Below are 23,726 nucleotides of genomic sequence, written 5' to 3' on the forward strand. Positions count from 1 at the left end.
ACCTGATGGCGGGTCCATATTTTCGGAAAGGGCTTTTGGGGGCCGCGGGTTTGCTCGTGGCCGACCAGCTCTCGAAATGGTGGATTCTCGAAGGCCTCAAGCTGCCGGAAAAAGGCAGTGTTGAATTGCTGCCTTTCCTGAATTTTTCCATGGTCTGGAATCGTGGCATCTCGATGGGCATTCCGCTTGGCGAATCCCTTGGAAAATGGGGCATCATTGTCCTGACCGGGCTAATCAGTCTGTGGGTTGCCAAATGGCTGTTTGATACGGTCAAGAAAATGGAAGCCTGGGGGCTTGCACTGATCCTTGGCGGGGCCATTGGCAACATCATCGACCGCTTCCTGCACGGCGCGGTGGTGGACTTTGTGCACCTGCATGCAGGGGGCTATAGCTTCTATGTTTTCAACGTGGCTGACGCGGCAATCACCATCGGTGTGGTGCTTCTGCTCATTGATGGCTTGCGGCCAGCGGCGAAAGGCCCTAAAAATGCCCAAAAGGTCGGCGACGGTACGGTCGACCACAAAGGAGAGAGTTCATGAATCTCAAGTCTGTTTTGTTTATCGGTGCGGCTGCCCTGACGCTTGCTGCTTGCGGTGGTGGTAAGAACAGCCCCGACGAGTTTGAAGTTGTCAGCCGGGCGCCACTTGTTGTGCCACCGGAAGCAAACCTTGCGCCGCCACGTCCGGGTGAGCCAAACGCTCAAACCATTGACGCCAGCGGTCAGGCTTATGAAGCATTGTTCCCGGGCAAGAAGTTCAAGCGGTCCGAGCCCAAGAGCGATGCTGAGCGCGACCTGCTCTCGCGCGTTGGCCCAAGCGAGCCGGATGTGCGCTCCAACGTTGGCCAGAAGGATTTGGCTGTGGTGAAGAAGACGCTTCTCCTTGCCGACATCCTGGACGCTGATGAGCGCGAATTCCGCACTGACAATGTCTCCGTTCGCCGGGTGTCTTCCGGCAGCTAAACCGGAACCATCTAGAATTGGAAAAGGCCGCAGGCAGGATTGCCGCAGCCTTTAGTTTTTCGTCTATGATTGGTGCCCCTTTTTCCTGTAGGCAGAAGGGGAAAGCCCGGTTACTTCTTTGAAGGCTGTATTGAATACCGATTTGGTGGCGAAGCCGGATCGATGAGCAATTTCCAGAACGCTCGTTTTGGGTTCGCCGAGCAATAGTGTGCAGGCAAAAGAAATCCGTAGGCGTCTAACTTCCGCTTTGAAGCTGTTGCCGGACGATCTGTTAATTGCTTCCGACAGTTCTCTTGGCAACACCGACAATACTTCGGCTGCGTCGGAGATTTTCAGTGTCTCATGAAGAAATAGCCGATCTTTCCTCATCATCTCAGTGAAGCGTTTATACAGGTCTTGCTCGTCTGTTGTTGCAGCTTTTGTCTCGCCCTTCGGCCGCCGGCCCAGCAATATTTCGGGCTTAACCATAGCCCACCATAATAAGGTCAGTACGGCAGCGCTGATGCCAATGGACTTCAGGACTATCAGCCAAGTGGGCGCGTACCAGCTGTTGTCCATCAAGAAAACCCCCAGGGCGGAAAGCTTGAGCACCGAAAGGCCAGCGGTTGCCGCAGCAAGCAAGCCAACCCATACAACCCATCGTGCTTTTGGCGAAGTCTTCAGGTGCGGCCAAATAATGAAGCCAGCGGCCAGAACATATGCCAAGCGTGTGACCGACAAGGCGCCAAATGACAGGCTGATGTATGTAGGCGGCAAAATGGCAGCCATCAGCAAGAGCGAGGCTGGCACCAAAATGTGCTGCCATGCTGGCAGGCCGGTATTCTCACTGTTTTTTGTTTGAGCCAGCCACCAGATGGCAGGCCCTTCAAGTGCGCCCACAATAAGGGTGGCATAGTCTGCCGCAGCGGACGGATTTCCGTATGCCCATGTAAAGACACCATAGTTTGCAGCATAAACAGCAAATATCAGCTGGACTGCAGCACCTGCCTTGCCACGCCTTGCGTAGGCGAACAAGAGTAGAGCGGACACCGTTATCATGAGGGCTATGGCTGGCGGTAATAGTCCAAAAGTCACAATTGTATCCTGCAAAAAAAACGGTCGATTTCGCGTTTCAGGTCGAAATCCAGAGAAAGGTACGCCTTTTTCTCCCCATCGGGCGGCCCTGGCCCTTGGCTATGTCGCCCCAAAATATGTCGATCGGAGGATAGAATGAAGAAAAAAGTATTATTGTTTCTAGTGATGATCATTGGGCTACCTGCGTATGCGCAGGAACATGGCCAGCGGGAAGTGAAATTCTTTGCGGGTTTGGCAGGGGTCATTTCTCCCATGCTGGAATACACGCCACGGGGAGAGATCGATGCCGACAAAGCCGCAACCACCGACCATTATCGGATCGCGTATGACCACGAAGGCCGGTTGAGCAATATCAAATATTTCAAGCATGGCGTGCCTTCGAATGATGCCTATTTTTATGCCCATGAGGTGCGTTACGGCTATGATAAAGGGCGGCGTGTGCGCCAGTATTTTGATGCTGGTGGCGCACCGGATACCATGTGGCGGCATTATTACCGGTCTGAAAATGTGCACCGCGAAGTGTATACTCAGGAAGGGAATGTGGTGACGCTGCAGATGTTCGGCTTGGATGGGGAGCGTGTTTCAGTGGGAACCGAAAGCTTCGAATTTCAGGCGGAACTTGGCCATGAACGCGGCTTCTGGCAGACGCAGACAAAGGAAGATGGGGCCCCCAATGTGATTTTTGGCTATCTGCCATTTGAGGCAGCCCTAATCACCCGTGATGATCGTGGGTTTCTCTATCAAATCCTGAACATTGATCGCGATACAGGGAACCTGACAATGCATCCGCTGGCGGGCTTTGCAGAAATGCGTATCCTGTTTGACGATTACGGCAACGAAATGGGGTGGGAGTTCAGAGACGACCAAGGCAAGCTTGTGAACCGGGGGGCTGAGGCCGTAGATCCAGGCTATGCACGCTGGCTTTATGAGTTTGATTGGACTAATAGACCGCTTGGCCACTTTCGCATGCTTGGCGAACGGTATGAAACAGCAGATGGTGGCCAGTTCTGTATGGGCGGCGTGAAGTGCCGCGTTCGTCGGTACCAGGACACGCAGGGGAATGTGATATCACAGGCCACGTATGGGCCGGATGGGGCGCTGGTTGTGGACCCGGATACAGGCTATGCGAAGGTCGAGCTTGACTATGATGATCAAAATCGCCGGATAGAAACGCGCTATCTGGGCCCGGATGGTGCCTTGCGCGCCTCAGGTGTGGCAGTACGGCGCATAAAATATGATGCTGCCGGCGAGGCCACCACCGCAGAGTTTGACCATACTGGCGCGCCCATAGAGAAAACCGAATAGCAATCTGGAAAGCGCCTCATGGCAGGCGCTTTTCATATTCCGCTTCCAGCGGCAGGAAGATGCTCCAGAACGGCTTGGGTGTTTCGCCCTTGAGGACAGCGATCATGATATCTACATGGCCGTGCCAGCCGCCACACACGCCGATTGTCGTCTCGCGGTCCGGCAGTTTGCGGTGTGTGATCACAAGCTTGGTCATATCGCCCATGGCTGTCAGCTCAAACGTCACTTCCGAATCCGGGGCTTCACCCTCTGCCCAGGTGTAGGCCAACAGGCGGGGTGGCTCGATTGCGGTGATGTGACCGATCATTTTCGTGATACCGCAGTGCTTTTTGTATTTATCCGGGATTTCGATGGTCTCCGGGTGGGGTGACAGGGTGCGGTGGTCGAACACATGCTCCACCACGCCGCCGACACGAAGGTCCATATCCCCTGTTGCCAGCCATTTGCCGCGCTTTTCACTTTCGGTCAGGTATCCCCAAACCTGCTCAATTGAAGCGGGCAGCATGCGCTCCAGCCTGGCTGTTCCTGGTTCCAGCAGCGTTGCGAATTCAGTCATTTTCCGTCCTTTCAGGCTTGTGTATGTCTGTTGCCAGCGCGGCTTCAAGCGCGTCCAGCCTGCCTGCCCAGAATTTCTGGTATCGTTCGGTCCAGGCGTGTGCCTCGCGCAGTGCCGCGGCGTCCAACCGGCAGATGTGGCTGCGGCCCCGAATTTCGCGGGTTACCAACCCGGCGGCCTCCAGCTTCTTTACGTGCTTTGAGGCCGCCGCAAGTGACATGGCGTAGGGTGCCGCAAGGTCGCTGATCGTTTGGTCGCCCGTGGCGAGGGTGGCGAGCATGCCGCGCCGCGTGGGGTCCGCAAGCGCAGCGAATGTGGCGTCGAGCCGATCTGATAAATATTCAACCATATGGTTTAGTATCTTGGGCGAAGATAATTGTCAACCATTTGGTTGAATATATAATCAAAATGTTGCTGCCGATTGGCACACCGGTTGCTTATGAGATCTTTGCCGGTTGCGTTACGAGGACAGTGATATGGACATCGCAAAAACAGACACCAGTACGCAACATCTTGAATCTTTTGGAAGAACTGAAACCCAGGCGGGGGTCATGGACTCAGTTTCTCATTTTCGTGCGCTGTTGGAGCAGTTCGACGGGACAGGTGAGACGCGCATTATTGCCCATCAGCGGAACGGTATTGCCGAGTTGGGCGTGGTTGGATGGGCAATGCGTGCCCTGGAACTAGATAGCTATATCACCGCCAAGAAGGCGCTGATGGATGAAGAGGGTCTGACGGTTCTGGATCTTCGAGACATGAAAGCGTCCGAACGCGCCGTTTTTGAGGCCCGGGTTTTCAACAGCATGCACCAAAGGGACGATATGGCCCAGGCCGTGAAAGCCTATGAGGAAATGGAGCTGGAACGGAAAAAGCAGAATTTCTACCGCGTGGTAACCATCCCGGACCCGGAGTAGGTCGCGTGAAAATTACGCCATCTTTGCCAAACGTGTCAGCGCTTGAGGCCCCGGGCGGCACACAACCACATTCACCAGATGAAAGTGCGGAAGCCGCCTTCAGTCAGTATCTGCAGGCCTTTGACGTGGCAGGCAAAGCGCGGGTCAAAGCTGACATGACCGAAAAGTCTGAACAGTTTGATGCTATGGCATGGATGCTGCGGGTACGGCAATTGGGGCTATATACCAAAGCCCGCGATGATCTGATGGCGGAAAGAAACCTGGATCATCATGACTTTGATGCCATGAGCGACGAGGAGCGCGTCAGTTTCGAATCACAGGTCTATAGCCGGGTGCGCGATGAGCTGGTTTTGCGCATGAAGGACCGCCACAGATGCCCGTGCGACGAGGAAGAAATTAGGCTTTACCGAGCCGCACCCTTCCTGATTTCAGGCTAGATTTCGTCCTCCATCGCGAAGGGTGACAATTTGCACGCGGCGGCACTTCCATGGCCCAGAAAAGCCTGATAGGGTCGCGCCATGACAAGCCAGAACAGACATGATCTTCCAACACAAGCGGGCATTATACACCTGCTGAGTGAACGCACCATCAACCGCATCGCGGCTGGTGAGGTGGTTGAGCGTCCGGCCAGCGCCGTCAAGGAACTGGTGGAAAATTCGGTCGACGCCGGTGCCACCCGCATTGATGTGGTGATGCGCGACGGCGGCAAGGCCCTGATCCAGGTGGTGGATGACGGCCGCGGCATGGACGCGGATGAGCTCTCTCTGGCGGTGGAACGCCACGCCACCTCGAAGCTCAAGGATGATGACCTGGTCAATATCGCGTCTCTCGGTTTCCGGGGCGAGGCACTGGCCTCCATCGGGGCTGTGGCGCGCCTGACGGTGACGTCCAAGGCCAGGGGCTCAGATGAAGCCTGGGCCGTGCGCGTGGAAGGTGGCCACAAGAATACGGTGGAACCCGCGGCGCTCACCACTGGCACCCGCATTGAAGTGCGGGACCTTTTCTATTCAACGCCTGCGCGGCTGAAGTTCATGAAAACGGCGCGCACCGAATATGCCCAAGCGGGTGATGTGATCAAGCGGCTGGCAATGGCCCACCCGGATGTTGCCTTTACCTTGTCTGATGGTGACCGCACCACATTCCGCGCACCGCAGGTAACAAGCCTGACGGGCGATGTGCGGCTTGAACGCCTTGGGGCAATTCTGGGCAAGGAATTCCGCGAAAACGCGCTGGAGATTGACGCCGAACGCGAAGAGCTTCGCCTGACCGGCTTTGCCGGGCTGCCCACCTATTCGCGTGGCAATGCCCAGCACCAGTATCTGTTCGTGAATGGCCGACCGGTAAAAGACAAGCTGCTGAACGGTGCTGTGCGCGGCGCGTACCAGGATTATCTGGCGCGGGACCGCCACCCCATTCTGGCGCTGTTTCTGGATGTGCCCTCCAGCTTTGTGGACGTGAATGTGCACCCGGCCAAGGCAGAGGTGCGCTTCAAGGATGCCGGGCTGGTGCGGGGGCTCATTGTCTCGGCGCTTAGGCACGCGCTGGCGGCGGCGGGGCACCGGGCCTCAACCACCGTGGCGGGTGCGGCGCTTGGCGCCATGCGGCCACATTCGGGGCTATCAAACGCGCTCCCATACGGCAGGCCCCATGAACGCCCCACACTGCCCGCTGGCTTTAACGAAGTCGCTGAACAAATGTATAACCCATCCGCCGGTTCCTACGGTGAGATGCAGGAAAGCCAACTGGCGTTTGACCGGTCTGGTGATATGGCTGCGCCGTCCGCTCGCCCGATTGATGAGCAGGCCACGTATGGCGCGCCGGTTGCTGACATGCCGCAGGCTGCGCCGCAGGATTTCCCGCTTGGCACTGCGCGCGGCCAAGTGCACGCCACCTATATTGTCAGCCAGACAGCCGACGGCATCGTGATTGTCGACCAGCACGCAGCCCACGAACGGCTGGTGTATGAACGCATGAAAAAACAGATCGCCGCCACCGGCGTGGCGCGGCAAAGCCTGCTGCTCCCCGAAGTGGTGGAGCTCGAGGACGGCCCCGCAGAACGGCTGCTCAAACGCGTGGATGAGCTGGAAGCCCTCGGCCTTGTGATCGAGCCTTTCGGTGAAGGCGCTGTGGTGGTGCGCGAAGTGCCCGCCATGCTGGGTAAGCTGGACGTGCCGGGCCTTGTACGCGACCTGGCCGATGAGCTGACAGACCTTGATGAAGCGCTAAGCTTGAAGGAAAGCCTTGAAGAGGTGTGCGGCACCATGGCCTGCCACGGCAGCGTGCGCGCGGGCCGCAGGCTGACCGTGGACGAGATGAACGCATTGCTGCGCGAGATGGAAGCCACGCCGCATTCCGGCCAGTGCAACCACGGCCGCCCCACATACGTAGAGCTGAAGCTCAGCGATATCGAAAAGCTGTTCGGGCGGCGTTAGGATGGTCGCTGTGGAGACAGCTTCTGCTCCGCTATGATCTCTGGTGGATTGAATGACAAAACCTCAACGCATGTGATTGAGCTTGAGATCACAAATGACCACCCATCGGTTGTTGAGTGAATGAAACTTACAGGGCTTTCTTCACTCCACCCGTGGCCTCGGACTCTGAATGTCATAGGAGGTTTGTCAGATTTGTTTCTGATTTTTCGCCTTTCGTCAGATGACCATAATTGCAATAAGCCGCCTTCATCTAACACACGGTGGGCTCCTATTTGGTCAAACTCTATCCGATATACAGTCTGATCGTCTGGGCAGAATAAGCGTATTGTAAGGCTATCATAATTTTTTTCGTTGGATGGCGCTAAGTCCCACAGCTTCTGTCCTTCTGCTAAATATAGGTAGAAGCCGCCATTGCCATATTGGACGTCAAAGATAACTGTGTCCGAAAATTCAAAGGGAGTTTCCCACCTCTCGAATTCGACTAATGGTGGCTGTTCTGTCACATTATCCCCCGCTTCGTCTCCAGATAGGTCGCGAAGCTGGCAAGCCAGTGGCTGCCGGCATAATGCTCGTCGTTGACGGCTTTCACGCCCGCATCCTTATGCACTGCGGCGGCGGCCAGGATGGCGGTCCTGCGCGGGTCGCCCTCGGGCAGGGCAGAGGCAATGCCCTCCAGCGCCCAGGCGCGGGAAAGGTTCACGCCGTCCAGATGCACCAGCTTGCCGTCTGTGGCGTCTTTGACAATGGCGGGCTCAAGCCAGCCGGCCTTGCCGTTCCTTGGGATGCGCGGCAGGAAGCGGCCCAGCCATACGGCAAAGTCGGCTTCGCCGATCACGCGGCGCATCAGGTCTGCTTCCATCAGGCAGGGGGAGAGGAAATCCTCGCCCGACGGTTCATAGCCGATCGGGCAGCTGGTATCGCCTTCAAAGAAATCCAGCGTGCGTTCAGCCAGCAGGGCTTCGAACGCGCCGTCGCCCACCGTGCGGGCGTAATCCAGCATCAGGCCGAAGGCGAAGGCGCTTTGGTTGTGGGTGCCAAGGCGCACGGGGTAGGCCAGCTTGGGCAGCCAGTCTGTCATTTTGGTGACGATGGCTTCTTCAAGCGGGCGCAGGGTTTCCCGCCACTGTTGGTGCACAGGGTGTGTGCTTTCTTCCAGTTCCGCCACCAGTTGCAGGAACCAGGCGATGCCGTAAGGGCGTTCGAATGACTTGCGGCCTTCAGCGGTATAATAGGCCACCTCGGCCTTGATGTTCTCTGGCGTGAAGCTTTCCGCCAGCGCGTCCTCAGCGATGTCAGCGAACGGGCTGTCGGGGTCCAGCTTCATCAAGCGCACCAGCAGCCAGTGGCCATGCACGCTGGAGTGCCAGTCGAAACAGCCATAGAAAGCCGGTGTCAGCTCACGCGGGGCGCCCACATCGGCGTCTGAATTCAGGACATGGCTGATCTTGTTCGGATACTGACGGTGAATACAGCTAAGCGCCATATGGGCGAACCGGTCTGTCACCACGCCGTCGCGTGGGGCCGGCAGTGTGCGGTCCTCTGTGGCTGTGCCCTGATTATTCCCGCTATCGCAGGCTGCGAGCGCAAGCCCGGCTGCGAGCGCAAATGTAACGACTGATTTCTTCACCGATATCCTCCCCATGGATGTGTGGTTTCACCCATATCATCTTGACGCATTGGATGCCACGGCGAACCGCCGAAAGGCTGGCCCGGCCAGCGTGTGACCGGGCAAAATGGTTACTTGTTACGGTTTGGGAAATTGCCTTCCGTAATAACGCAGTAAGTTACGGCCAAGCGCGGTCCGGAAAGATACATGCTGTTGCTGTGGCCTGTTGGCATAACTGTGATGGTTGGCGGTTCAGCCGGGCTTGTCTGTTCTTTTGTCATGTCGGATGACTTTGTTGCAGCGGCCTGTGGCTGGGAAGAGCTGGATGGGCCTTCGCTGCCAGTAGGGTAGGAAGCGGTGGCTTCATGGGTGTGATGAGCGAGTTGCCGCTCGGTCTGGATTGTATTAAGCCTGCCGAGCTTTTCCCCAATACTCGCTGAATTTTGCATGCCGTGGGGGACCGACACGTCATATTGGCCTGTCCCGACCGGTGCGCGCATTCTGAGATCAGGCAACGCAAAGGTTGTGCTGCCATCGCCGCCATAAATATTGCCAAGGACAGCGTATAACTCCTGGTAATCGGCAATAGGTAGCAAATGGCCATTGGCCATTGCCGTTCCAGCCGGGCAATAGTTGGCGCCGGTGGCGCAGATGTCGCCGATAAAAGCATAGGCCGGGTTGCAGCCTGCTTGTGCATCGTCTGAAGCAAATAGGCTTGCGGCGGTGCCAAGCGCGGCACAGGCTGCAAGATGGATAGGTTTGAGTGTCATTGTCGGTCTCCGTTCAGGGGTGATGAGGGACGCGTGCGCGCCCAAATATACAACTCAGGACAGGAGGGGAGTGCCGCCCCCAAAGCGGCACTGCGAAGCGATTGTAGGGCGCAATAAGACAACCAAAAAGTGAATTTAACAAGTATATGCTTTTTTACGTTGTGTTTTGAGAGGGGTCATTGGACAAAGATTCGACAAGGAAGGTCAGGCGCTGAAGCGCTCCATTAGGCCCTTGATCAGGGCTTTGCTTTCTTCCATGTGGGCTTCTTCGGTCTCCAAGATGGTCATGAACAACCGCTTCTTGAAGCCTTCGAGGTCATAATCCGCGGGCAGCGGATCGTCGCCTGCCGCGTCCAGCATGAAATCCACCAGCCGGCTGGCGGCGTGCAGGCGGCCCCAGATATAGTCGTTTTCCCGTGCCTTTCGGCTGAAGAAGGCGCCGAAATTGTATAGCTGGGTGCCTAGTAGCGGTTGCTGGTCGTGGTCGTCCTGCATGTTTTCGCAGTCCAGCGGGCTGATACGCGCAACGCGGATTTCGTCCACTTCCAGAAGGTCAGCACCCTGGCTCATGGGCAGCATCAGCACGTCATAGAAGGCATAGCCTACATAGGCGCGGAACAGTGTCAGCCTGAGCGCATTTTGCGGCAATATGGAAAGCGCCAGCGCAAAGGTTTCGTCCTGCTCATAGTCCAGGTCTTCCAGTTCCATGGCGGAGGCTATGGAATCCAGGAAGGCGGTGATCGCCATGTCGTCTATTGGCTGGGTGACGAGCCGCTCGAAAATGACTTCGTCAAAATGCTCTGGCGCCCAGCGGGTGCGGTAGCTTTCCAGCATGGTGTATATCTGGCGTTTGATCTTCTTGACCGGCTCGACCAGATGGCCCTGGTTGTCCTGCTGCATGAAGCGGTTCAGTTTCATGATCACGAACCTGAGCCGCCTGATGCGGTAATCCACGTCCAGTTCCCGCAGGCGCCGCACATGGTGTTGTTGGCCCTGTTCCGGGACAATATCAACCACACCGCCTTCAGGGCACAGCATGCCCTTGCGTTCAGCCCACTGCCTGAGTGCTTCGAACATGTCGGATTCAGAGAGCTTCACACCGCGCATGGCTGCGCCTTCAACCATCAACTGGGCGATCCGTTCAACCATGCGCACGGTTTTGGACTGCATGTAGCTGGAGTAGCTGAAGCCTGTGTGTTTGTGTGCTTCCTCGTGTGCCCGCTCCCGCCAGCTGGCCAGCATGGCGGTATCCACCTTGTGTTCCCGGTCAAGGTTCAACACCTTGTCCACCAGCCGGTTTACTTGTGCCTCGGCCGACTGCAGCGTGGCCTCAAACCGGCGGGCATTCTTGTTTTGCTTGTCGATGGCGCGCAGGTCTTCGTAGATCGGTTCCCGGCGCGGTATTTCCGCCAGCGCCGAGAGGATGGTGCGGAAGAAGCCCGGCAATTCCTTGTGCCGCTGGCCTTCAAGCAGCGTCTCCGGGTCATCCGGCAGCGGGTCCACATAGATGATGCGGCGGTCTACCTCGCGGTGGGCCGGGCGCTCATATACCGCGCTGATGGCAGCGCCAAACGGTTTGTTGTTGGTCACCCCGCCATCAATGAAGGACATATCATACAGGGTGGCCTTGTCGCTTATGAGGGCAGGAAAATTCTTCGTCATGAAGAAATCCCGCGCGGGCCAGGCTTGCCGCCTGGCCGTCAGCCTGTCTTCCAGATCCTTGAATCTGAGCGGCGGGAAAGCGCCGGGGAAGCTGGATGTCGCACGAGCCGCAAACCCGAGGCCTGGTATGTTGTCGTCTCCAAAGTCGCTCACTGTTGTGCCGGTGGCAGCCTGGCGAAATCCGAAATTCAGGGTTACGCTATGCTGGTGCTCCAACACTTCCTTGGGGTCATGCAGTTTGATGCGCCGCGGCTGGCCGAAGAAGTTGGTCAGGCTGACAAACAGGTCCAGCTTGTGCCCGGGCGGCATCAGTGTGTGCCCGCTTTCGGCGTGGCCCATGTTTTCGCAGGCGTTGAGCATCCAGGTCAGCATATGGGTGCCAGAGAAGGGCGGCTGGAACCAGCGCGAGCGCACAAAGCGGAACAGCTTGCGTTTCGTTTCCTGATCTGGTGCATGATCGCCGAAAGCGCGCCCGCCAAAGAGCCAGATGAAGGGATAGAACCACAGCTTACTGGTGCGGTCGGCGATGGTGTCTTCTTCCATCAGCTCTTCAATGTCTGCCAGGTTGAGCCACATGGTCCTGAGTGGGTCGAAATCCAGGTCATGAGCCAGCGCGCGGGCAAGGAAAATGCCGTTGATGCCGCCTGCGGATGCGCCGGATACCACATCAACGATCACCCTGAGTTCCAGCTTTTGCCCCAAGGCCTGGAATAGCTCGAAATAGAGGCTTTCTGTGTCTGTACGGTAAGGGCGCTTCGGGGCGGCCTGATCAAAGGTGGCCGCCGCGCGCTCGATGCGGTCCGAAACACCGTGATAGGCCTTGGACGCGCGCACGAGCTTCAGGACTTCGCTGGAGATGCCGTTCATATAGATGGCAAGCGAAGCCCCGCCATAACACACCAACGCCAGCCTGAGTTCCTTTTCGCGCATGTCCGCCTAATCCTTCGTGCGCGGCAAGTGCCCCGCAACCCTATGGATAGTTTGCGTTTTTTTGCGCGAAACGCAAATAGTTGTTTGGCCGGACGGTCAGTGGTCCGGCCAGGATCGGTTAGTCGCGCGGTGGGAATTGGCCATTTGTGACAATGCAATACCGCATGCCTAGTCTGGGGCCGACAACCGGCATGGGGCTATTGTTCCCGGTATCCCCGACTGTCACTGTACCCCCACTTGGGGCGCCATGATGCCGGTGGCGGGTCGGCGTAATGTCCGTATCGCCGTCGGTATCCACAGGCGTGGTTTGGGTGCCTGTGTTCGCAGATGTGGTTTCCAGATCACCTGCCTCAACAGACGCGGTTTGGCTGCGGTTCGGGGTGAAGATGGCCGTATGGTTGTGTCGGGGCAGTTGATCAAGTGTCTGGGAAACGGTTTCCTGGCCGTAGGCTATCCCCATTTGCACGGGGTTGAGTCCCCGCCCGGTTCCTGCGCCAACGGGGGCCCGACCGCGCAGGTCTGGGAGCAAGAAGAATGTTCGCCGATCACCGCCATATGTCGTTCCGAGGAGGGCGTAGAGTTGCGTATACTCTGAAATTAGCATGTGTGCGCCATTTGCTTCGGCCATGCCCGTTGGACAGTAGGAAGCGGCAGTCAGACAGATCGAGCCGGTATAGGAGGAGTCTGGGTCTGTGCAGTTGGCCTCGGCTGCGCCGGAGACGCCAAGGGCGGAAAGACCGAGCATAAGGGCGCCCAGTCGCGCGCGGTGGATGTTGCGATAATGTGTTTTCACGGGAAATCCCCTTGTTGTTTGGTCGGACGGTCAGTGGTCCGGCCTACTGTGGCCAATAGCAGGCTTGGTCTTTATTCAGGGCGTGCCGGATATTGTCCGTTGGTGACAATGCAATAGCGCAATCCCAGCTGCGGGTTGACGACGCTGATCGGCTGGCCATCACCGGTGGATGCAACCGCCACAGTGCCACCAGTGTTGGTGCCGCCCGAGACGCCAGCCAGGGGAACGGTAGCCGGGCTTGTGCCCGAAAACAGGTTCACGCTATCGGCAGGGGCCGCGCCGGTGTTTGGTTCAGCCAGCATGTTTTTTTCGGTTACCTTGCCGGTGATGGCTTCCTGCGCAGCAACTTCAACATGCACGGGGTCGCTGGCATTGGCAGTGAAAGTGGCCGTGTGAGTGTGGGCGGGCATTTGAGGAATCACTTGTATGACGCTCTCCTGGCCCCGTGTCTGTCCCAATGTGACATTGTTCAGGCCCGGTCCTTGCCCGATGCCAACGGGCACGCGCCCACGCAGGTCCGGCAGAGCAAAGTAAGTGGATCCGTTGCCGCCAAAGGATGTGCCGAGGAGGCTGTAGAGGGCGGGATAGTTCACGATTTGTAGCATCGTTCCGTCTGCCTCCAGGGTTCCTTCTGGGCAGTAGCTCGTGGCCATCAGGCAGATCTGGCCTGTATAGTCGTTGTCGTTGCATTCCGCTTCGGCGACATTGCTGACAGCCAGTGCCGAAAGCCCCAGTAAGGCGGCGCCTGCCCCTCGTGTGAGACTCTTGTTTCGTGGTTTATTCATAATTAAGCTCCCTTATTCCTTAGCTTTATTTTGGTCAGGTCATTGTTTGTTACATCTGTGAACACCTTCCATGAAGTTTCTATAGATTGTATTTGACGGCAAATAGTTTCCGCAAAAGTTGTATTTTGATGGTTGTATAGCTGGGATTGACCGGGCTTTTGGGTGCTGTGTTCCTGTAAACCTAAGATTATAAAGGGCTTTATGCGGTGACGCCGGGGGTGTGCTGCGCTAGGTTGGCATCAGCGCAAACATGGTGGAGCTATAGGCGTGACAGAATTGAATGTAGCCAACCCCAACTGGTGGCCTCACAGGTTTGATCCCGCCCGTGGCCACGTGCATTTTATCCGTGCCACGCGCGAAGATCACCGTAAGGCTGTGTTCCTGACGGATGAGTATTTGGCGGACGCGGCCAATCCGCAAGCAGTTGATTTGGCAGCGGCCGCTGCAGCTGGTAGGCAAGCCCCGCTGCATTTCGTTTTTCATTCGGCCTATTGCTGCTCGACGCTGTTGGCGCGCGCCTTTGACCTGCCGGGCATTTCCATGGGCCTGAAGGAGCCGCAAATCCTGAACGACCTCTCAGGGTGGCGCATGCGTGGGGCACAGCCCCAGGAGCTGGCGAGTGTCATGGCTAGCGTGCTGGCTATTCTTTCGCGACCGTTCGGTGACGGTGAAGCGCTTGTGGTGAAGCCATCCAACCTGGTGAATGGCTTGGCGGGGTTGATGCTGCATGTGCGGCCTGATGCCAGGGCGGTTTTCCTGCATGCCCCCCTTCGGGACTTTCTTGGCTCGATCGCGCGCAAGGGCATGTTCGGGCGCCTGTGGGTTCGGGAATTGATGGTCAAGCAGATGCGCGAGGGCCTGATTGATCTCGGCCTCGAAGGCGAAGACTATCTGCAGCTAACAGATTTGCAGGCTGCGGCGGTTGGATGGTTGGCCCAGCACGCATTGTTCGCCCAGATCGTGCAGAAGTTTGGGGCGTCAAGGGTTCGAACCCTTGATAGTACCCGACTGATGGCAGCGTCTGGGGACGCTATGGCTGCCCTCGCTACTCATTTCAGTTTATCGCTTGAAGGCAAAGTGTTGGACGGCCTGGTCAATGGTCCTGTATTTCTGCAGCATTCCAAAAATGATGAAGCGTTTGATGCGGATGCCCGTGACGCGGCAAAGCGCGAGGGTGAGAAGCTACATGCTGACGAAATTGAGAAGGTACATACCTGGGCTGAAGCTGTGGCGCAAAATGCTGGCATCAGTATGGCTTTGCCTGCGCCCCTCATCTGATCAATTTTTACTTCGCTGCAAAGAAAAAGGCGGGCCAAAAGCCCGCCTTTCGTTTTTGCTCTGTGCGTCAACCTTAGAAGGTGATGCGTGCCTGGATGCTGAAGCGGCGACCCAGGGTGTCGAATGTCGACGGGTAAGTGTTGCCGCTGTTGAAGCCTGTTGAGCCGATGAAGGAACCAGTCAGTGGTGGCTCTTTGTCGAACAGGTTGGATACGGTACCGGTGAGGGTCACGTTTTCCAGAACGCGGTAGCGAACAGACATGTCAAACAAGTTGTACGCTGGAGTTGTGCCGAAATCAGACTCTTCCGTGAGGTTCTGAGGGACGCCACTGAAAACAGGGTCGGTTGGATCGCCCAGGTTTTCATACTGGTTGCTGCTGATATGGCGCCAGTTCAGGGACACGTCGAACTTCTCGAACGACAGCGTGTTACGCCAGTTGAAGCTGAACTCAGGCTGGATCGAGGCACAGTTCGCGCTGTAGAGGCCTACACACTCACGGTCGAGCGATACGCCAGTTACAGCCTGGAACGTGGAGCTGTTGGTCCAGTTGCCAGATACGCGGGTGTCCCACTGCATGTCGTCGGTGATCGCCATGCCGTAAGATACGGAGAAGTCGATACCGTCTGTTGCAAGGTTACCGTTGTTGGACGTGAACAGGTCCAGGCCGGAAACAACTGCACTGTCACCAGAAAGGCCACCGTCAATCGGCGAACGGCCAATCGCAGAACAAGCAGGATTGTCTGTGCTTGCGTTGTTGAAGCAAGCGGCAATCACGTCACCAGGGTTTGGAGCGTTAATCGCATCTTCTACCTTGATGTTGTAATAGTCTGCAGTGACCGTCAGGCCAGGAATGGCTTCAGGCTGCAGAATAATGCCGATTGTCCAGCTGTCTGATTTCTCTGGTTTCAGGTCGAGGTTACCACCGAAGGTACCGTTGGCCTGACCAGCTGCTGGTTGTGGAATGAAGCCGATAGCACCGGCAGGAGCACCCTGTGCGATACAAACGTCACGCAGTGCGCCAGTTGGCACGTTACCGTTGTTCACGCCTTGGTCGTTTACGCTTGCGCATGGATCACTTTGCAGGTTGGTCAAGCCAGTGTTCTGCGGAGCAAACAGCTCAGTGATGTTTGGTGCGCGAACGGCGCGAGCGAATGTACCACGGATGGTAACATCGTCGATCGGGGTCCAGCTCAGGCCCAGCTTCCAAGTAGTCGTGTCATACTTAGGGCTGGTTTCGTCGTCCACAGTGTAGTTGGAGTAACGGATACCTGCTTCAAACGTCAGCTCTTTTGCGAAGTCGGCATCTTGCACGACTGGCAGAAGAACCTCGGCTACTGCTTCGTATACGCTGTAGCCACCGTAAGTGTTTGGTTGCGCACCACCAGCACCACCGAGGTCACCGGACTGCGACAGCAGATCGGATTCGATGGATGCGGAGTAGGAACGCCACTCACCGCCTACTGCGTAGTTGAGGCCATCAGATGCCCATGGTGTTGTGAAGTCCATCTCACCGGACAAGGAGCCAACAACCTGGCCCATGTCAAACTTGGTGGAGATGTTGCTTTCACCGCCAGCCAGGAAGGCATTCATTTCTTCAGTGATCGAACCAGTTGGGCCGAAGTAATCAGCTGGTACACAGCCATTTGATGTATCGTTACAACCGTTAGGGCCGGCAAGCAGGGCCTGACGGAAGCGAGACTTCATCCAGTAGCCCTTCTGAACCTGAGTTTGGTCGCCTTGACCGTAGGATGCATACACATCCCAGTTCATGCTGTCGCCAATCTCACCGCGCAGGCCAGCCTGGTAATCGAACCAAGTGGAGTTGAAGTCACTGATCCGTGGGCCGCCTTCTACGTTACGACGACGCAGCTGGGTGTTGACTTCACGGTAGTTCGGGTCACTGTCATCAACCGCTGCACCGGCGGCGTCACACTCAGCCTGAGTGTAAAGCGGCGTGTAAACGCCAGCTGCCGGGTCAGTATCGAACGCACAGAATGCGTTCCGCTGAGCGTCAGACAGGAACGGGTGGTTCAGGGAAACAGTTACCGCGTCACCGAATGCGCCAGATGGAGCAATGATGGTGCTTACGGTCTGCTTGGAGAAGATCGCACGCGTGTAGACTTCTACGTTGTCCGAAATCTGATAATTCGCGGAAGCGTAGATGTTGTAACGATCAAACGGCGTCTGGAACGTGTTGAACGGCGCGTAGTTGAACGGTGTAAACGCAGCTGCGAACGTACGGTCGTCCTGAACGCCACCCAGAGGCAGGTTTGAATTGTCTGCACCAGTTGGGTTCACGTTACCAAAACGGGTGTTGAACGGGCCGAGGCCAGAACCACCAGCTGTACCGTCCCAGTAGAAGAGCGTGTCTTTGGAGAAGTCACGATCACCTTGGAATACAGCGTCTGATTTCTGGTAGCCTACGCTCAGGATCGCGTTGCCACGACCGTCGTCGAGGTTTGTGCCTACAGTGATTTCATAACGCTTGGTATCGCCGTCACCTTTTTCAGTGGTGCCATACGCCACGTTTGCTTCAACGCCGTGGAAATTTTTCTTGGTGATGAAGTTCGTCACACCGCCAACAGCATCAGCGCCGTAGGTGGTGCTTGCGCCGCCGGTCAGGACGTCAACACGGTCAACGATCGCGAGCGGGATGTTGTTCAGGTCGGTACGACCCTGAAGCTCGGATGGCGAAAGGCGACGGCCGTCCAGCAGAACGACGTTACGGTTGGAGCCGATGCCGCGCAGGTTCACATAGGAGAAACCGCCGTTGCCGTTGTTCACTTGGGCACCGATGGAAGGTACCATGCCTGGAATTTCACGCAGAAGTTCTTCGGCAACGCCTGCTTGCTGGTAATCCATCTCGTCTGTGGAGACAACAGATACCGGCGCAGAGCGCGTGAGGTTAGGGTTCCGGATAAGGGAACCAGTTACAACGATTTCTTCAAGGTTGACATCGTCTGTATCGGCGTCGGCATCCTGCGCATAAACAGTGCCTGCACCCATTGTCATCAGCGCAAGCGCTGTGGCGGTGCCGCCAAGAAGTTTGGATCGCGCCCCCTTCAGGCGATCCGGGCCAAATGTAGTTGCCATGAGTTTTCCTCCTCTGTGAAATGGCGAACCAAGTTCGAGGTCGGCTGTTCTTACGGACAGCGCGACATACGGAGAAAAGACCCTCTTGTTGGATTTGTTTCAAATGAAATGAAGTATTTTACTTTGGAAAAATCCCTTAAAAATCAAACTAGTAACAAAATAATCACATTGATATTTAGATTATATTAGTAGTTTATTTCAAAGGTTTATTGAGTTGTTAAATTAATACACAAAGTATACTTATCTATACTTTGGTTTGGTTCCTGGGGAACGTATCTCAAATAGGTTTATGGCTATATGACAACCAGACGATTCAAGCCCCTCCCAAAAAAGATGCAAATTCATCAAAAAAACATGATTCGACGGGTTTTGAGGCTAAGCGCTGCCGGTGGCAAAGGCATATAGGAAGGGCTTGGAAGGGGTAAGCAGAGGCAGTTGGGGTGCGTGAGGATGGCGCATCCACCCCGGATGGGGGTCGCGGAGCAGATGCGCCGGAGAATGTGTTGCCTTGGCAAGCCGTTACAATTTCGGACACGACAGGGTAAAAGCCCGCTTTGGCAAACAAACGGCTAAATGGACATGTGTTGGCCTCCAGCCGCTTGCATGTCTGTTACGGCAGGTGTGAGCGATACCCTTCGCGAAAATTGTGGCGAAAGCTATTTCCTGAGCAGGAACAGAATACGTTGCTGACCTTGGCTGCGGTCGTCGACGGCTTCGAGCATGTCAGGGATGTCGACTGGTTCGTCAGCGGCCTGCTCGCATACGATCACCCCATCTTCCGAAAGCCATCCTTGGGCCAGTATGGAGTCCAGTGTCGGGCGTACAAGACCTTGCCGGTAGGGTGGGTCCATAAAAATAAAATCACATGGGGCGTTTGCGGGCGGTAGATTGGTGGCGTTTTTTGCCAGGATAGTCGCCTGGTCGCTAACACCAAGTGTTCCAATGTTCGCATTGATGCAAGCGACGGAGGGGCGCGCTTGTTCGACAAAGGTAACCCTGGCCGCGCCCCGTGAGAGGGCTTCAAGCCCGAGCGCACCAGTGCCTGCGAAAATGTCAGCGACCACGGCGTCTGTCATGTCCGGGTATCGACCGTGCATCAGCATGGAAAACAGGCGTTCGCGCATTCGGTCGGTTGTCGGGCGTACGTCGCGCCCTTTGGGTACATCAAGGCGTCGCCCGCGGAACCGGCCCGCGACAATACGGGTCATTTTTTAGGTCCCCGTACTGGGCGTCCCTTCGCCTGGGGGCCTTTGTTGCCTGGTCGTGCCGAACCACCAGGTTTGCCGGTTTGCCGGCCCATGGGCTTGCCGCCTGGCTTTCCGCCCAACTTGCCTGCGGGTTTGCCCTCAGGCCGCCCTGCAGATCTTGCGGCAGGTTTGCCCTTGGTGGTGCTTTCAGGCTTGTCGTCCCGTTCCCCGCGCGGCTTTCGCATGCCCGGCTTGGGGGCATCGGTGTCGGCGATGCGGCTCTGGCGCCGCCGCTTGGCACCGGGTTTTGGCCTGTCGTCTTTTTTTGCTTTGGCCCATTTGCTTGGGTCATGCTTTTTGATAGGCGCCGCAACACTGCCGGTGGCTTCGTTGAAAAAGGCAGATAGGGCATCGCGCAACTGCTTGTCCGGTACCGTGGCCACGCCTTCAAGTGGCAGGTTGCCAAGGGCGAAGGGACCATAATGGGTGCGGATCAGGCGGTTAACTTCAAGGCCCAGGTGTTCCAGCACCTTCCGCACTTCCCGGTTCTTGCCCTCGCGGATGGCAACGGTGATCCAGGCATTGGCGCCAGCTTGGCGCTCTAGCTTCGCTTCAACGGCACCATAGTGAATGCCATCGATTGTCACGCCGTCGGCCAGTTTGGCCAGTGCCTTTTCGTCTACCCGGCCATAGGCACGAACGCGGTAGCGGCGCACAAGGGCGGTGGACGGCAATTCCATCCAGCGGGCCAGTTCGCCGTCGTTGGTCAGCAGCAACAGGCCTTCTGTGTTCATATCCAGTCGGCCAATTGCAATCACACGGCCAACATGGTTCGGCAGATTGTCGAATACCGTTTGGCGGCCCATCGGGTCTTTGTGTGTTGTCAGCGTGCCGCGGCGCTTGTGCATGCGCCAGATTTTGGTTTCGCGCACATCGCCTACCGGTTCGCCGTCCACGGTGATGCCTTGAAGGGTCGATACCAGTACGGCTGGGGTTTCAAGCTTCTTGCCGTCAAGCCAGATACGGCCTTCGGCAATCATGCGCTCCACGTCCCGGCGTGAACCGATGCCCGCGCGTGCCAGCACTTTGGCGATGCGTTCGGCGGGCAGGCCTGTGGCCGGTGTGTCCTGTATTTTTTCGTCGTTGCTCATGGCGCGCACAATAGGCGCGAAGCGTGTTCCGCGCAACTGAATAGCGCCCCGGTTATCATGGGCTTGACCTTTTGTTGCCTGCGCCCGATTGTGGCAGCCATGATTGATACATTCCCACATATGCACCGGGCGCTTGAAGAAGCCCGCAAGGCCGCTGACCGCGGTGAAGTGCCTATTGGCGCGGTGGTGGTGGGGCCCGATGGAAAGGTCTTGGCTGCTGCCGGGAACGACGTAGTGGGCCCCAAGGACCCAACAGGGCACGCGGAACTGATCGCTATTCGGCAGGCGGCCAAGGTATTGGGGTCAGAGCGACTTGAAGGATGCGATCTGTATGTTACGCTTGAGCCCTGCGCCATGTGTGCCCAGGCCATCGCCTTCGCGCGCATTCGCAGGCTCTATTATGGGGCGGAAGATGAAAAGGGCGGTGGCATCACCGTCGGCGCCCGAATTTTCAGCCAGAAAACCACACACCACAAGCCGGAAATCTATGGTGGGATTCTGGAGCGGGACAGCGCTCAATTGCTTAGAGACTTTTTTAAAACAAGGCGTTAAACTCCCGCTATGGGAGAAGAACTCAAGGCACAGATCATCGCGTTACTGAGCGACGGCTGGGTATGGGCAAAGACCAATGTGCTCGAACCTGTCCGCCTGCTTGAGCTCGCTATCATCATTGTTTCAGTCCTGTTGTCGCGCTTCGCGTCAAGCCGTATTCATGGCGGGTTGATGAAAGCCTTCGGCGAGCACAAGTGGATGCTTCGGATCGAAGCCCGGCTCCAGCCAATCCTGTCCACGGCCCTTGCGATCATGCTGCTCTGGACCGCGATCCTGGTCATGAGCCCCTGGGTGCCATCACCTTATTTGCTGTCGATTGCGACAAGCCTGTTCTCGGCCTGGCTGGTAATCCGCCTGGCCGTCAGCCTGATTGAAAACCGTGAGCTTGCACGGCTTGTCGCAGGTATTGCTTGGGCGGTCGCAGCGCTCAATATCGTCGGGCTTCTGAGCCCGATCATGATCGTACTGGACGAGGCCCACCTGCCGCTTGGCGAATCGTCCATCAGTGTTCTGGATATCATCCAGGGTGTCTTTACCTTTGCTGTGGTTCTCTGGGTGGCGCTGGCGCTCTCTGCGCTGCTTGAGAAGCAGGTGAGAGGCCTCTCGAGCGTGCCGCCGAGCGCGCGGGTGCTGATGACCAAGTCAGGCAAGATCCTCCTGGTATCGCTGGCCTTCCTGATTTCCCTGAATGCCACGGGCATTGACCTGACCGCCCTTGCGGTCTTCGGTGGTGCCCTTGGTGTGGGTATCGGTTTTGGTCTGCAGAAGGTTGTCGGTAACTTTATCTCGGGCATCATTCTGTTGATGGACAGATCGATCAAGCCCGGTGACGTGATTGAAACACAGGGTACCTACGGCACCATCAACCGCCTGGCCGCCCGATATACCAGCGTCATTACCCGTGACGGCACGGAATTTCTGATTCCGAATGAGGATATGATCACCCAGCCGGTGGTCAACTGGTCACACAGCCACCGGCTTGTGCGTCGGCGTGTACCGGTGCAGGTGTCCTATGATAGCGACATCAGGAAGGCGATGGAGCTGATGGTTGAAGCCGCGGGCAAGGAACAGCGTGTCCTCAACAACCCCGCGCCCAGAACCTTGGTTAAAGGCTTCGGTGCAGACGGGGTGGACCTTGAGCTCCGGATGTGGATAGAGGACCCTCAGCATGGTGTATCCAACATCGCGAGCGACGTGATGCTGCATATCTGGGACCTGTTCCACGAAAATGATATCGAATTTCCGTTCCCGCAACGTGTGGTACACTTGCGGCACGATGAAGGCCATACAGTCCGTCAGGACAGCCTTGAAAGCTTTGGGGGCAAAGAAAACAAGGGTGCGGAGTAACGACAGAAGAGGATAAGCGATCCAACAGTTAGGGGAGGAACCGATGAACGTTGGAAAATTTATCCTGAATATCGTTGTTGCGTTTATTGCTTACGGCATTCTCTACACAGCCGGAGAAGCCATTTTTTCTGATCAGTTTGCTGCTGGGATGGCCATGATGCATCCACAGGAAGCCATTATGGTGCCCGTATTGGGCTATCACCTGGTGCAAACCATTGTTGTGGTCTGGCTGTTCGGCAAGGCCGTTGGCTCAGGTGACCTTAAGGCAGGCGCCATGTTTGGCTTCATGATCGGGCTATACCTGCTGGCAACTGATAACAATTGGTTCACCATGCTCAAGGATTTCCCGCAAGACGCACGGTTGCCGATTGACATACTCCATCTGGTGAACGGCACGATCGTTGGTGCACTGCTGGCCTTCATGTGGGGAAAGGGCTGGGGTGCCGGCTCGTCAAATGCGGCGGCAGATTAAGCGTCCATAAAGGCCTTATAGGCTTCAACCAACCGTTTGGCGACGGGCCCAGGGGTGCCGTCGCCAATTTTCTGTCCGTCCAGGCTTACGATTGGCATCGCGCAGCTGGTGCTTGACGTCAGGAACATTTCAGCAGCCCCTTTGGCTTCCTCAAGCGTAAATGCGCGTTCTTCCACCTTCATCTGCAAATCCCTGGCAACCTTCATGACGCTCGCACGGGTAATGCCGGGCAGGATGTTATCGTCCGTTGACCGGGTTACAAGCGTTCCGTCCTTTGTGACCATCCAGATGTTGGTGCTGCTGCCTTCGGTTACATAGCCGTCCCTATCAACCATGACAGCCTCAAAGGCGCCTGCTTCGCGGGCGGCCTGCTTGGCCAGAATGTTGGGCAGAAGCGATGTGGATTTCACATCGCAGCGACCCCATCGGATGTCCGGCTGGCTCGAGCCTGCAACCCCTTGGGTCATGGCCCGATCCATCACCGCGTCAAAGTTCAGGCGCTTGGCAGTTACCACCATGGCAGGCCAGGGTGTTTGTGCCGGGAAAGGGTGATCGCGCGGCGCAACACCGCGAGTGATCTGCAGATATAGAAATCCGTCCTTGATGCGGTTCCGGCGCACCACTTCCTTCAGGACAAGCCGCATGGGCCCACGGTCCATGGGGGCCATCATCTGCAGTTCGCCCAAAGACCGCCAGAGCCGGTCCAGGTGAGGCTCCAGGTCAATCAATTTGCCGTGCCGTACGGATACGCCTTCATAGACACCGTCGGCAAACTGGTAGCCGCGATCATCAATATGTACACAGGCTTCCGACATGGGCACATAGGCGCCGTTCACATAGGCAATGCGGGACATGGG

The 23,726-nt window shown here is 56.8% G+C and carries 22 protein-coding genes; 10 read left to right on the forward strand and 12 right to left on the reverse strand.

Going from position 1 to position 23,726, the window contains the following annotated elements:
* Nucleotides 1–5 precede the first annotated feature (5 nt).
* Together lspA and KORLAC_RS01715 are read left to right on the forward strand one after the other, a co-directional pair.
* On the forward strand, nucleotides 6–539 hold the full coding sequence (gene lspA / locus KORLAC_RS01710) for a signal peptidase II (RefSeq protein ID WP_068301932.1): 534 nt from the start codon (nucleotides 6–8) through the stop codon (nucleotides 537–539).
* Nucleotides 536–961, forward strand: a complete 426-nt coding sequence (locus tag KORLAC_RS01715; RefSeq protein WP_068301934.1) for a DUF3035 domain-containing protein — start codon at nucleotides 536–538, stop codon at nucleotides 959–961. The genes lspA and KORLAC_RS01715 overlap by 4 nt, the downstream gene beginning before the upstream one ends.
* A 63-nt stretch (nucleotides 962–1,024) precedes the next feature.
* Here the strand turns inward: KORLAC_RS01715 and KORLAC_RS01720 are convergent, their stop codons facing one another.
* Entirely contained in the window at nucleotides 1,025–2,035 is a 1,011-nt protein-coding gene (locus tag KORLAC_RS01720) for a helix-turn-helix domain-containing protein (RefSeq protein ID WP_139167489.1), read from the reverse strand.
* A gap of 135 nt (nucleotides 2,036–2,170) precedes the next feature.
* On the opposite strand from KORLAC_RS01720, the gene KORLAC_RS01725 reads away from it, so the two are divergent.
* Entirely contained in the window at nucleotides 2,171–3,340 is a 1,170-nt protein-coding gene (locus tag KORLAC_RS01725; RefSeq protein WP_139167491.1) for a hypothetical protein, read from the forward strand.
* A 16-nt stretch (nucleotides 3,341–3,356) separates the two neighbouring features.
* Here the strand turns inward: KORLAC_RS01725 and KORLAC_RS01730 are convergent, their stop codons facing one another.
* Complete coding sequence (locus KORLAC_RS01730) at nucleotides 3,357–3,896, reverse strand: SRPBCC family protein (RefSeq protein ID WP_068301943.1); 540 nt, start codon at nucleotides 3,894–3,896, stop codon at nucleotides 3,357–3,359.
* Nucleotides 3,889–4,245 carry an ArsR/SmtB family transcription factor gene (locus tag KORLAC_RS01735; protein WP_068301946.1) on the reverse strand — a complete coding sequence of 119 codons (357 nt, stop codon included), beginning with the start codon at nucleotides 4,243–4,245 and terminating at the stop codon, nucleotides 3,889–3,891. Before KORLAC_RS01735 ends, KORLAC_RS01730 begins: the two co-directional genes overlap by 8 nt.
* A gap of 202 nt (nucleotides 4,246–4,447) precedes the next feature.
* Here KORLAC_RS01735 and KORLAC_RS01740 point away from each other — a divergent pair, with 202 nt between their 5' ends.
* The 3 genes from KORLAC_RS01740 (at nucleotide 4,448) to mutL (ending at nucleotide 7,242) form a co-directional block, all read left to right on the forward strand.
* On the forward strand, nucleotides 4,448–4,810 hold the full coding sequence (locus KORLAC_RS01740; protein WP_139167492.1) for a hypothetical protein: 363 nt from the start codon (nucleotides 4,448–4,450) through the stop codon (nucleotides 4,808–4,810).
* Nucleotides 4,811–4,815: 5 nt separating this feature from the next.
* Nucleotides 4,816–5,247, forward strand: a complete 432-nt coding sequence (locus KORLAC_RS01745; RefSeq protein ID WP_068301953.1) for a hypothetical protein — start codon at nucleotides 4,816–4,818, stop codon at nucleotides 5,245–5,247.
* Between the two features lie 81 nt (nucleotides 5,248–5,328).
* Nucleotides 5,329–7,242, forward strand: coding sequence for a DNA mismatch repair endonuclease MutL (gene mutL, locus KORLAC_RS01750; RefSeq protein WP_068301955.1), 1,914 nt, complete (start codon nucleotides 5,329–5,331; stop codon nucleotides 7,240–7,242).
* 499 nt (nucleotides 7,243–7,741) lie between these two features.
* Here mutL and KORLAC_RS01755 read toward each other — a convergent pair whose 3' ends face one another.
* From KORLAC_RS01755 to KORLAC_RS01775, 5 genes are all read right to left on the reverse strand, one after another.
* On the reverse strand, nucleotides 7,742–8,875 hold the full coding sequence (locus KORLAC_RS01755; protein ID WP_068303097.1) for a DUF2891 domain-containing protein: 1,134 nt from the start codon (nucleotides 8,873–8,875) through the stop codon (nucleotides 7,742–7,744).
* 104 nt (nucleotides 8,876–8,979) lie between these two features.
* A complete protein-coding gene (locus KORLAC_RS01760; protein WP_068301959.1) occupies nucleotides 8,980–9,618 on the reverse strand; it encodes a phage tail protein in 639 nt (212 codons plus the stop codon).
* Nucleotides 9,619–9,822: 204 nt separating this feature from the next.
* Nucleotides 9,823–12,210 (reverse strand): patatin-like protein, encoded by a 2,388-nt coding sequence (locus KORLAC_RS01765; RefSeq protein WP_068301962.1) that lies wholly within the window; start codon nucleotides 12,208–12,210, stop codon nucleotides 9,823–9,825.
* Nucleotides 12,211–12,328: 118 nt separating this feature from the next.
* Nucleotides 12,329–13,003, reverse strand: coding sequence for a phage tail protein (locus KORLAC_RS01770; RefSeq protein WP_068301967.1), 675 nt, complete (start codon nucleotides 13,001–13,003; stop codon nucleotides 12,329–12,331).
* A gap of 71 nt (nucleotides 13,004–13,074) precedes the next feature.
* Entirely contained in the window at nucleotides 13,075–13,788 is a 714-nt protein-coding gene (locus KORLAC_RS01775) for a phage tail protein (RefSeq protein ID WP_068301969.1), read from the reverse strand.
* A gap of 267 nt (nucleotides 13,789–14,055) precedes the next feature.
* Between KORLAC_RS01775 and KORLAC_RS01780 the strand changes: the two genes are divergently transcribed.
* Complete coding sequence (locus tag KORLAC_RS01780) at nucleotides 14,056–15,066, forward strand: hypothetical protein (protein WP_206594833.1); 1,011 nt, start codon at nucleotides 14,056–14,058, stop codon at nucleotides 15,064–15,066.
* Nucleotides 15,067–15,139: 73 nt separating this feature from the next.
* Here KORLAC_RS01780 and KORLAC_RS01785 read toward each other — a convergent pair whose 3' ends face one another.
* From KORLAC_RS01785 to KORLAC_RS01795, 3 genes are all read right to left on the reverse strand, one after another.
* The gene (locus tag KORLAC_RS01785; protein ID WP_082714440.1) at nucleotides 15,140–18,160 is read right to left on the reverse strand and encodes a TonB-dependent receptor; all 3,021 of its coding nucleotides are present in this window, start codon (nucleotides 18,158–18,160) and stop codon (nucleotides 15,140–15,142) included.
* Between the two features lie 656 nt (nucleotides 18,161–18,816).
* The gene (gene rsmD, locus KORLAC_RS01790) at nucleotides 18,817–19,368 is read right to left on the reverse strand and encodes a 16S rRNA (guanine(966)-N(2))-methyltransferase RsmD (protein WP_068301972.1); all 552 of its coding nucleotides are present in this window, start codon (nucleotides 19,366–19,368) and stop codon (nucleotides 18,817–18,819) included.
* The gene (locus KORLAC_RS01795) at nucleotides 19,365–20,534 is read right to left on the reverse strand and encodes a pseudouridine synthase (RefSeq protein ID WP_068301977.1); all 1,170 of its coding nucleotides are present in this window, start codon (nucleotides 20,532–20,534) and stop codon (nucleotides 19,365–19,367) included. The genes rsmD and KORLAC_RS01795 overlap by 4 nt, the downstream gene beginning before the upstream one ends.
* 63 nt (nucleotides 20,535–20,597) lie before the next feature.
* Between KORLAC_RS01795 and KORLAC_RS01800 the strand changes: the two genes are divergently transcribed.
* From KORLAC_RS01800 to KORLAC_RS01810, 3 genes are read left to right on the forward strand one after another with little or no spacing between them, the layout of a single operon-like run.
* Nucleotides 20,598–21,050 carry a nucleoside deaminase gene (locus KORLAC_RS01800; protein WP_068303106.1) on the forward strand — a complete coding sequence of 151 codons (453 nt, stop codon included), beginning with the start codon at nucleotides 20,598–20,600 and terminating at the stop codon, nucleotides 21,048–21,050.
* Between the two features lie 9 nt (nucleotides 21,051–21,059).
* Nucleotides 21,060–22,397, forward strand: a complete 1,338-nt coding sequence (locus KORLAC_RS01805) for a mechanosensitive ion channel family protein (protein ID WP_068301982.1) — start codon at nucleotides 21,060–21,062, stop codon at nucleotides 22,395–22,397.
* Between the two features lie 43 nt (nucleotides 22,398–22,440).
* Nucleotides 22,441–22,869 carry a hypothetical protein gene (locus KORLAC_RS01810; RefSeq protein WP_068301985.1) on the forward strand — a complete coding sequence of 143 codons (429 nt, stop codon included), beginning with the start codon at nucleotides 22,441–22,443 and terminating at the stop codon, nucleotides 22,867–22,869.
* On the opposite strand, the gene KORLAC_RS01815 is transcribed toward KORLAC_RS01810, so the two are convergent.
* Nucleotides 22,866–23,723, reverse strand: a complete 858-nt coding sequence (locus tag KORLAC_RS01815) for a D-amino-acid transaminase (RefSeq protein WP_068301987.1) — start codon at nucleotides 23,721–23,723, stop codon at nucleotides 22,866–22,868. The two genes, KORLAC_RS01810 and KORLAC_RS01815, sit on opposite strands and share 4 nt — an antisense overlap.
* Nucleotides 23,724–23,726 lie beyond the last annotated feature (3 nt).

This window comes from Kordiimonas lacus (assembly GCF_001550055.1).
GTDB lineage: Bacteria > Pseudomonadota > Alphaproteobacteria > Sphingomonadales > Kordiimonadaceae > Kordiimonas > Kordiimonas lacus.

Bases quoted from the DNA above. Each gene is read 5' to 3' on its own strand.
- KORLAC_RS01805 (WP_068301982.1), top strand. From the start codon at position 21,060: ATGGGAGAAGAACTCAAGGCACAGATCATCGCGTTACTGAGCGACGGC.
- KORLAC_RS01815 (WP_068301987.1), bottom strand. From the start codon at position 23,723: ATGTCCCGCATTGCCTATGTGAACGGCGCCTATGTGCCCATGTCGGAA.
- KORLAC_RS01785 (WP_082714440.1), bottom strand. From the start codon at position 18,160: ATGGCAACTACATTTGGCCCGGATCGCCTGAAGGGGGCGCGATCCAAA.
- KORLAC_RS01730 (WP_068301943.1), bottom strand. From the start codon at position 3,896: ATGACTGAATTCGCAACGCTGCTGGAACCAGGAACAGCCAGGCTGGAG.
- lspA (WP_068301932.1), top strand. From the start codon at position 6: ATGGCGGGTCCATATTTTCGGAAAGGGCTTTTGGGGGCCGCGGGTTTG.
- KORLAC_RS01800 (WP_068303106.1), top strand. From the start codon at position 20,598: ATGATTGATACATTCCCACATATGCACCGGGCGCTTGAAGAAGCCCGC.
- KORLAC_RS01725 (WP_139167491.1), top strand. From the start codon at position 2,171: ATGAAGAAAAAAGTATTATTGTTTCTAGTGATGATCATTGGGCTACCT.
- KORLAC_RS01760 (WP_068301959.1), bottom strand. From the start codon at position 9,618: ATGACACTCAAACCTATCCATCTTGCAGCCTGTGCCGCGCTTGGCACC.
- KORLAC_RS01735 (WP_068301946.1), bottom strand. From the start codon at position 4,245: ATGGTTGAATATTTATCAGATCGGCTCGACGCCACATTCGCTGCGCTT.
- KORLAC_RS01810 (WP_068301985.1), top strand. From the start codon at position 22,441: ATGAACGTTGGAAAATTTATCCTGAATATCGTTGTTGCGTTTATTGCT.
- KORLAC_RS01740 (WP_139167492.1), top strand. From the start codon at position 4,448: ATGGACTCAGTTTCTCATTTTCGTGCGCTGTTGGAGCAGTTCGACGGG.
- KORLAC_RS01775 (WP_068301969.1), bottom strand. From the start codon at position 13,788: ATGAATAAACCACGAAACAAGAGTCTCACACGAGGGGCAGGCGCCGCC.
- KORLAC_RS01765 (WP_068301962.1), bottom strand. From the start codon at position 12,210: ATGCGCGAAAAGGAACTCAGGCTGGCGTTGGTGTGTTATGGCGGGGCT.
- rsmD (WP_068301972.1), bottom strand. From the start codon at position 19,368: ATGACCCGTATTGTCGCGGGCCGGTTCCGCGGGCGACGCCTTGATGTA.
- mutL (WP_068301955.1), top strand. From the start codon at position 5,329: ATGACAAGCCAGAACAGACATGATCTTCCAACACAAGCGGGCATTATA.
- KORLAC_RS01715 (WP_068301934.1), top strand. From the start codon at position 536: ATGAATCTCAAGTCTGTTTTGTTTATCGGTGCGGCTGCCCTGACGCTT.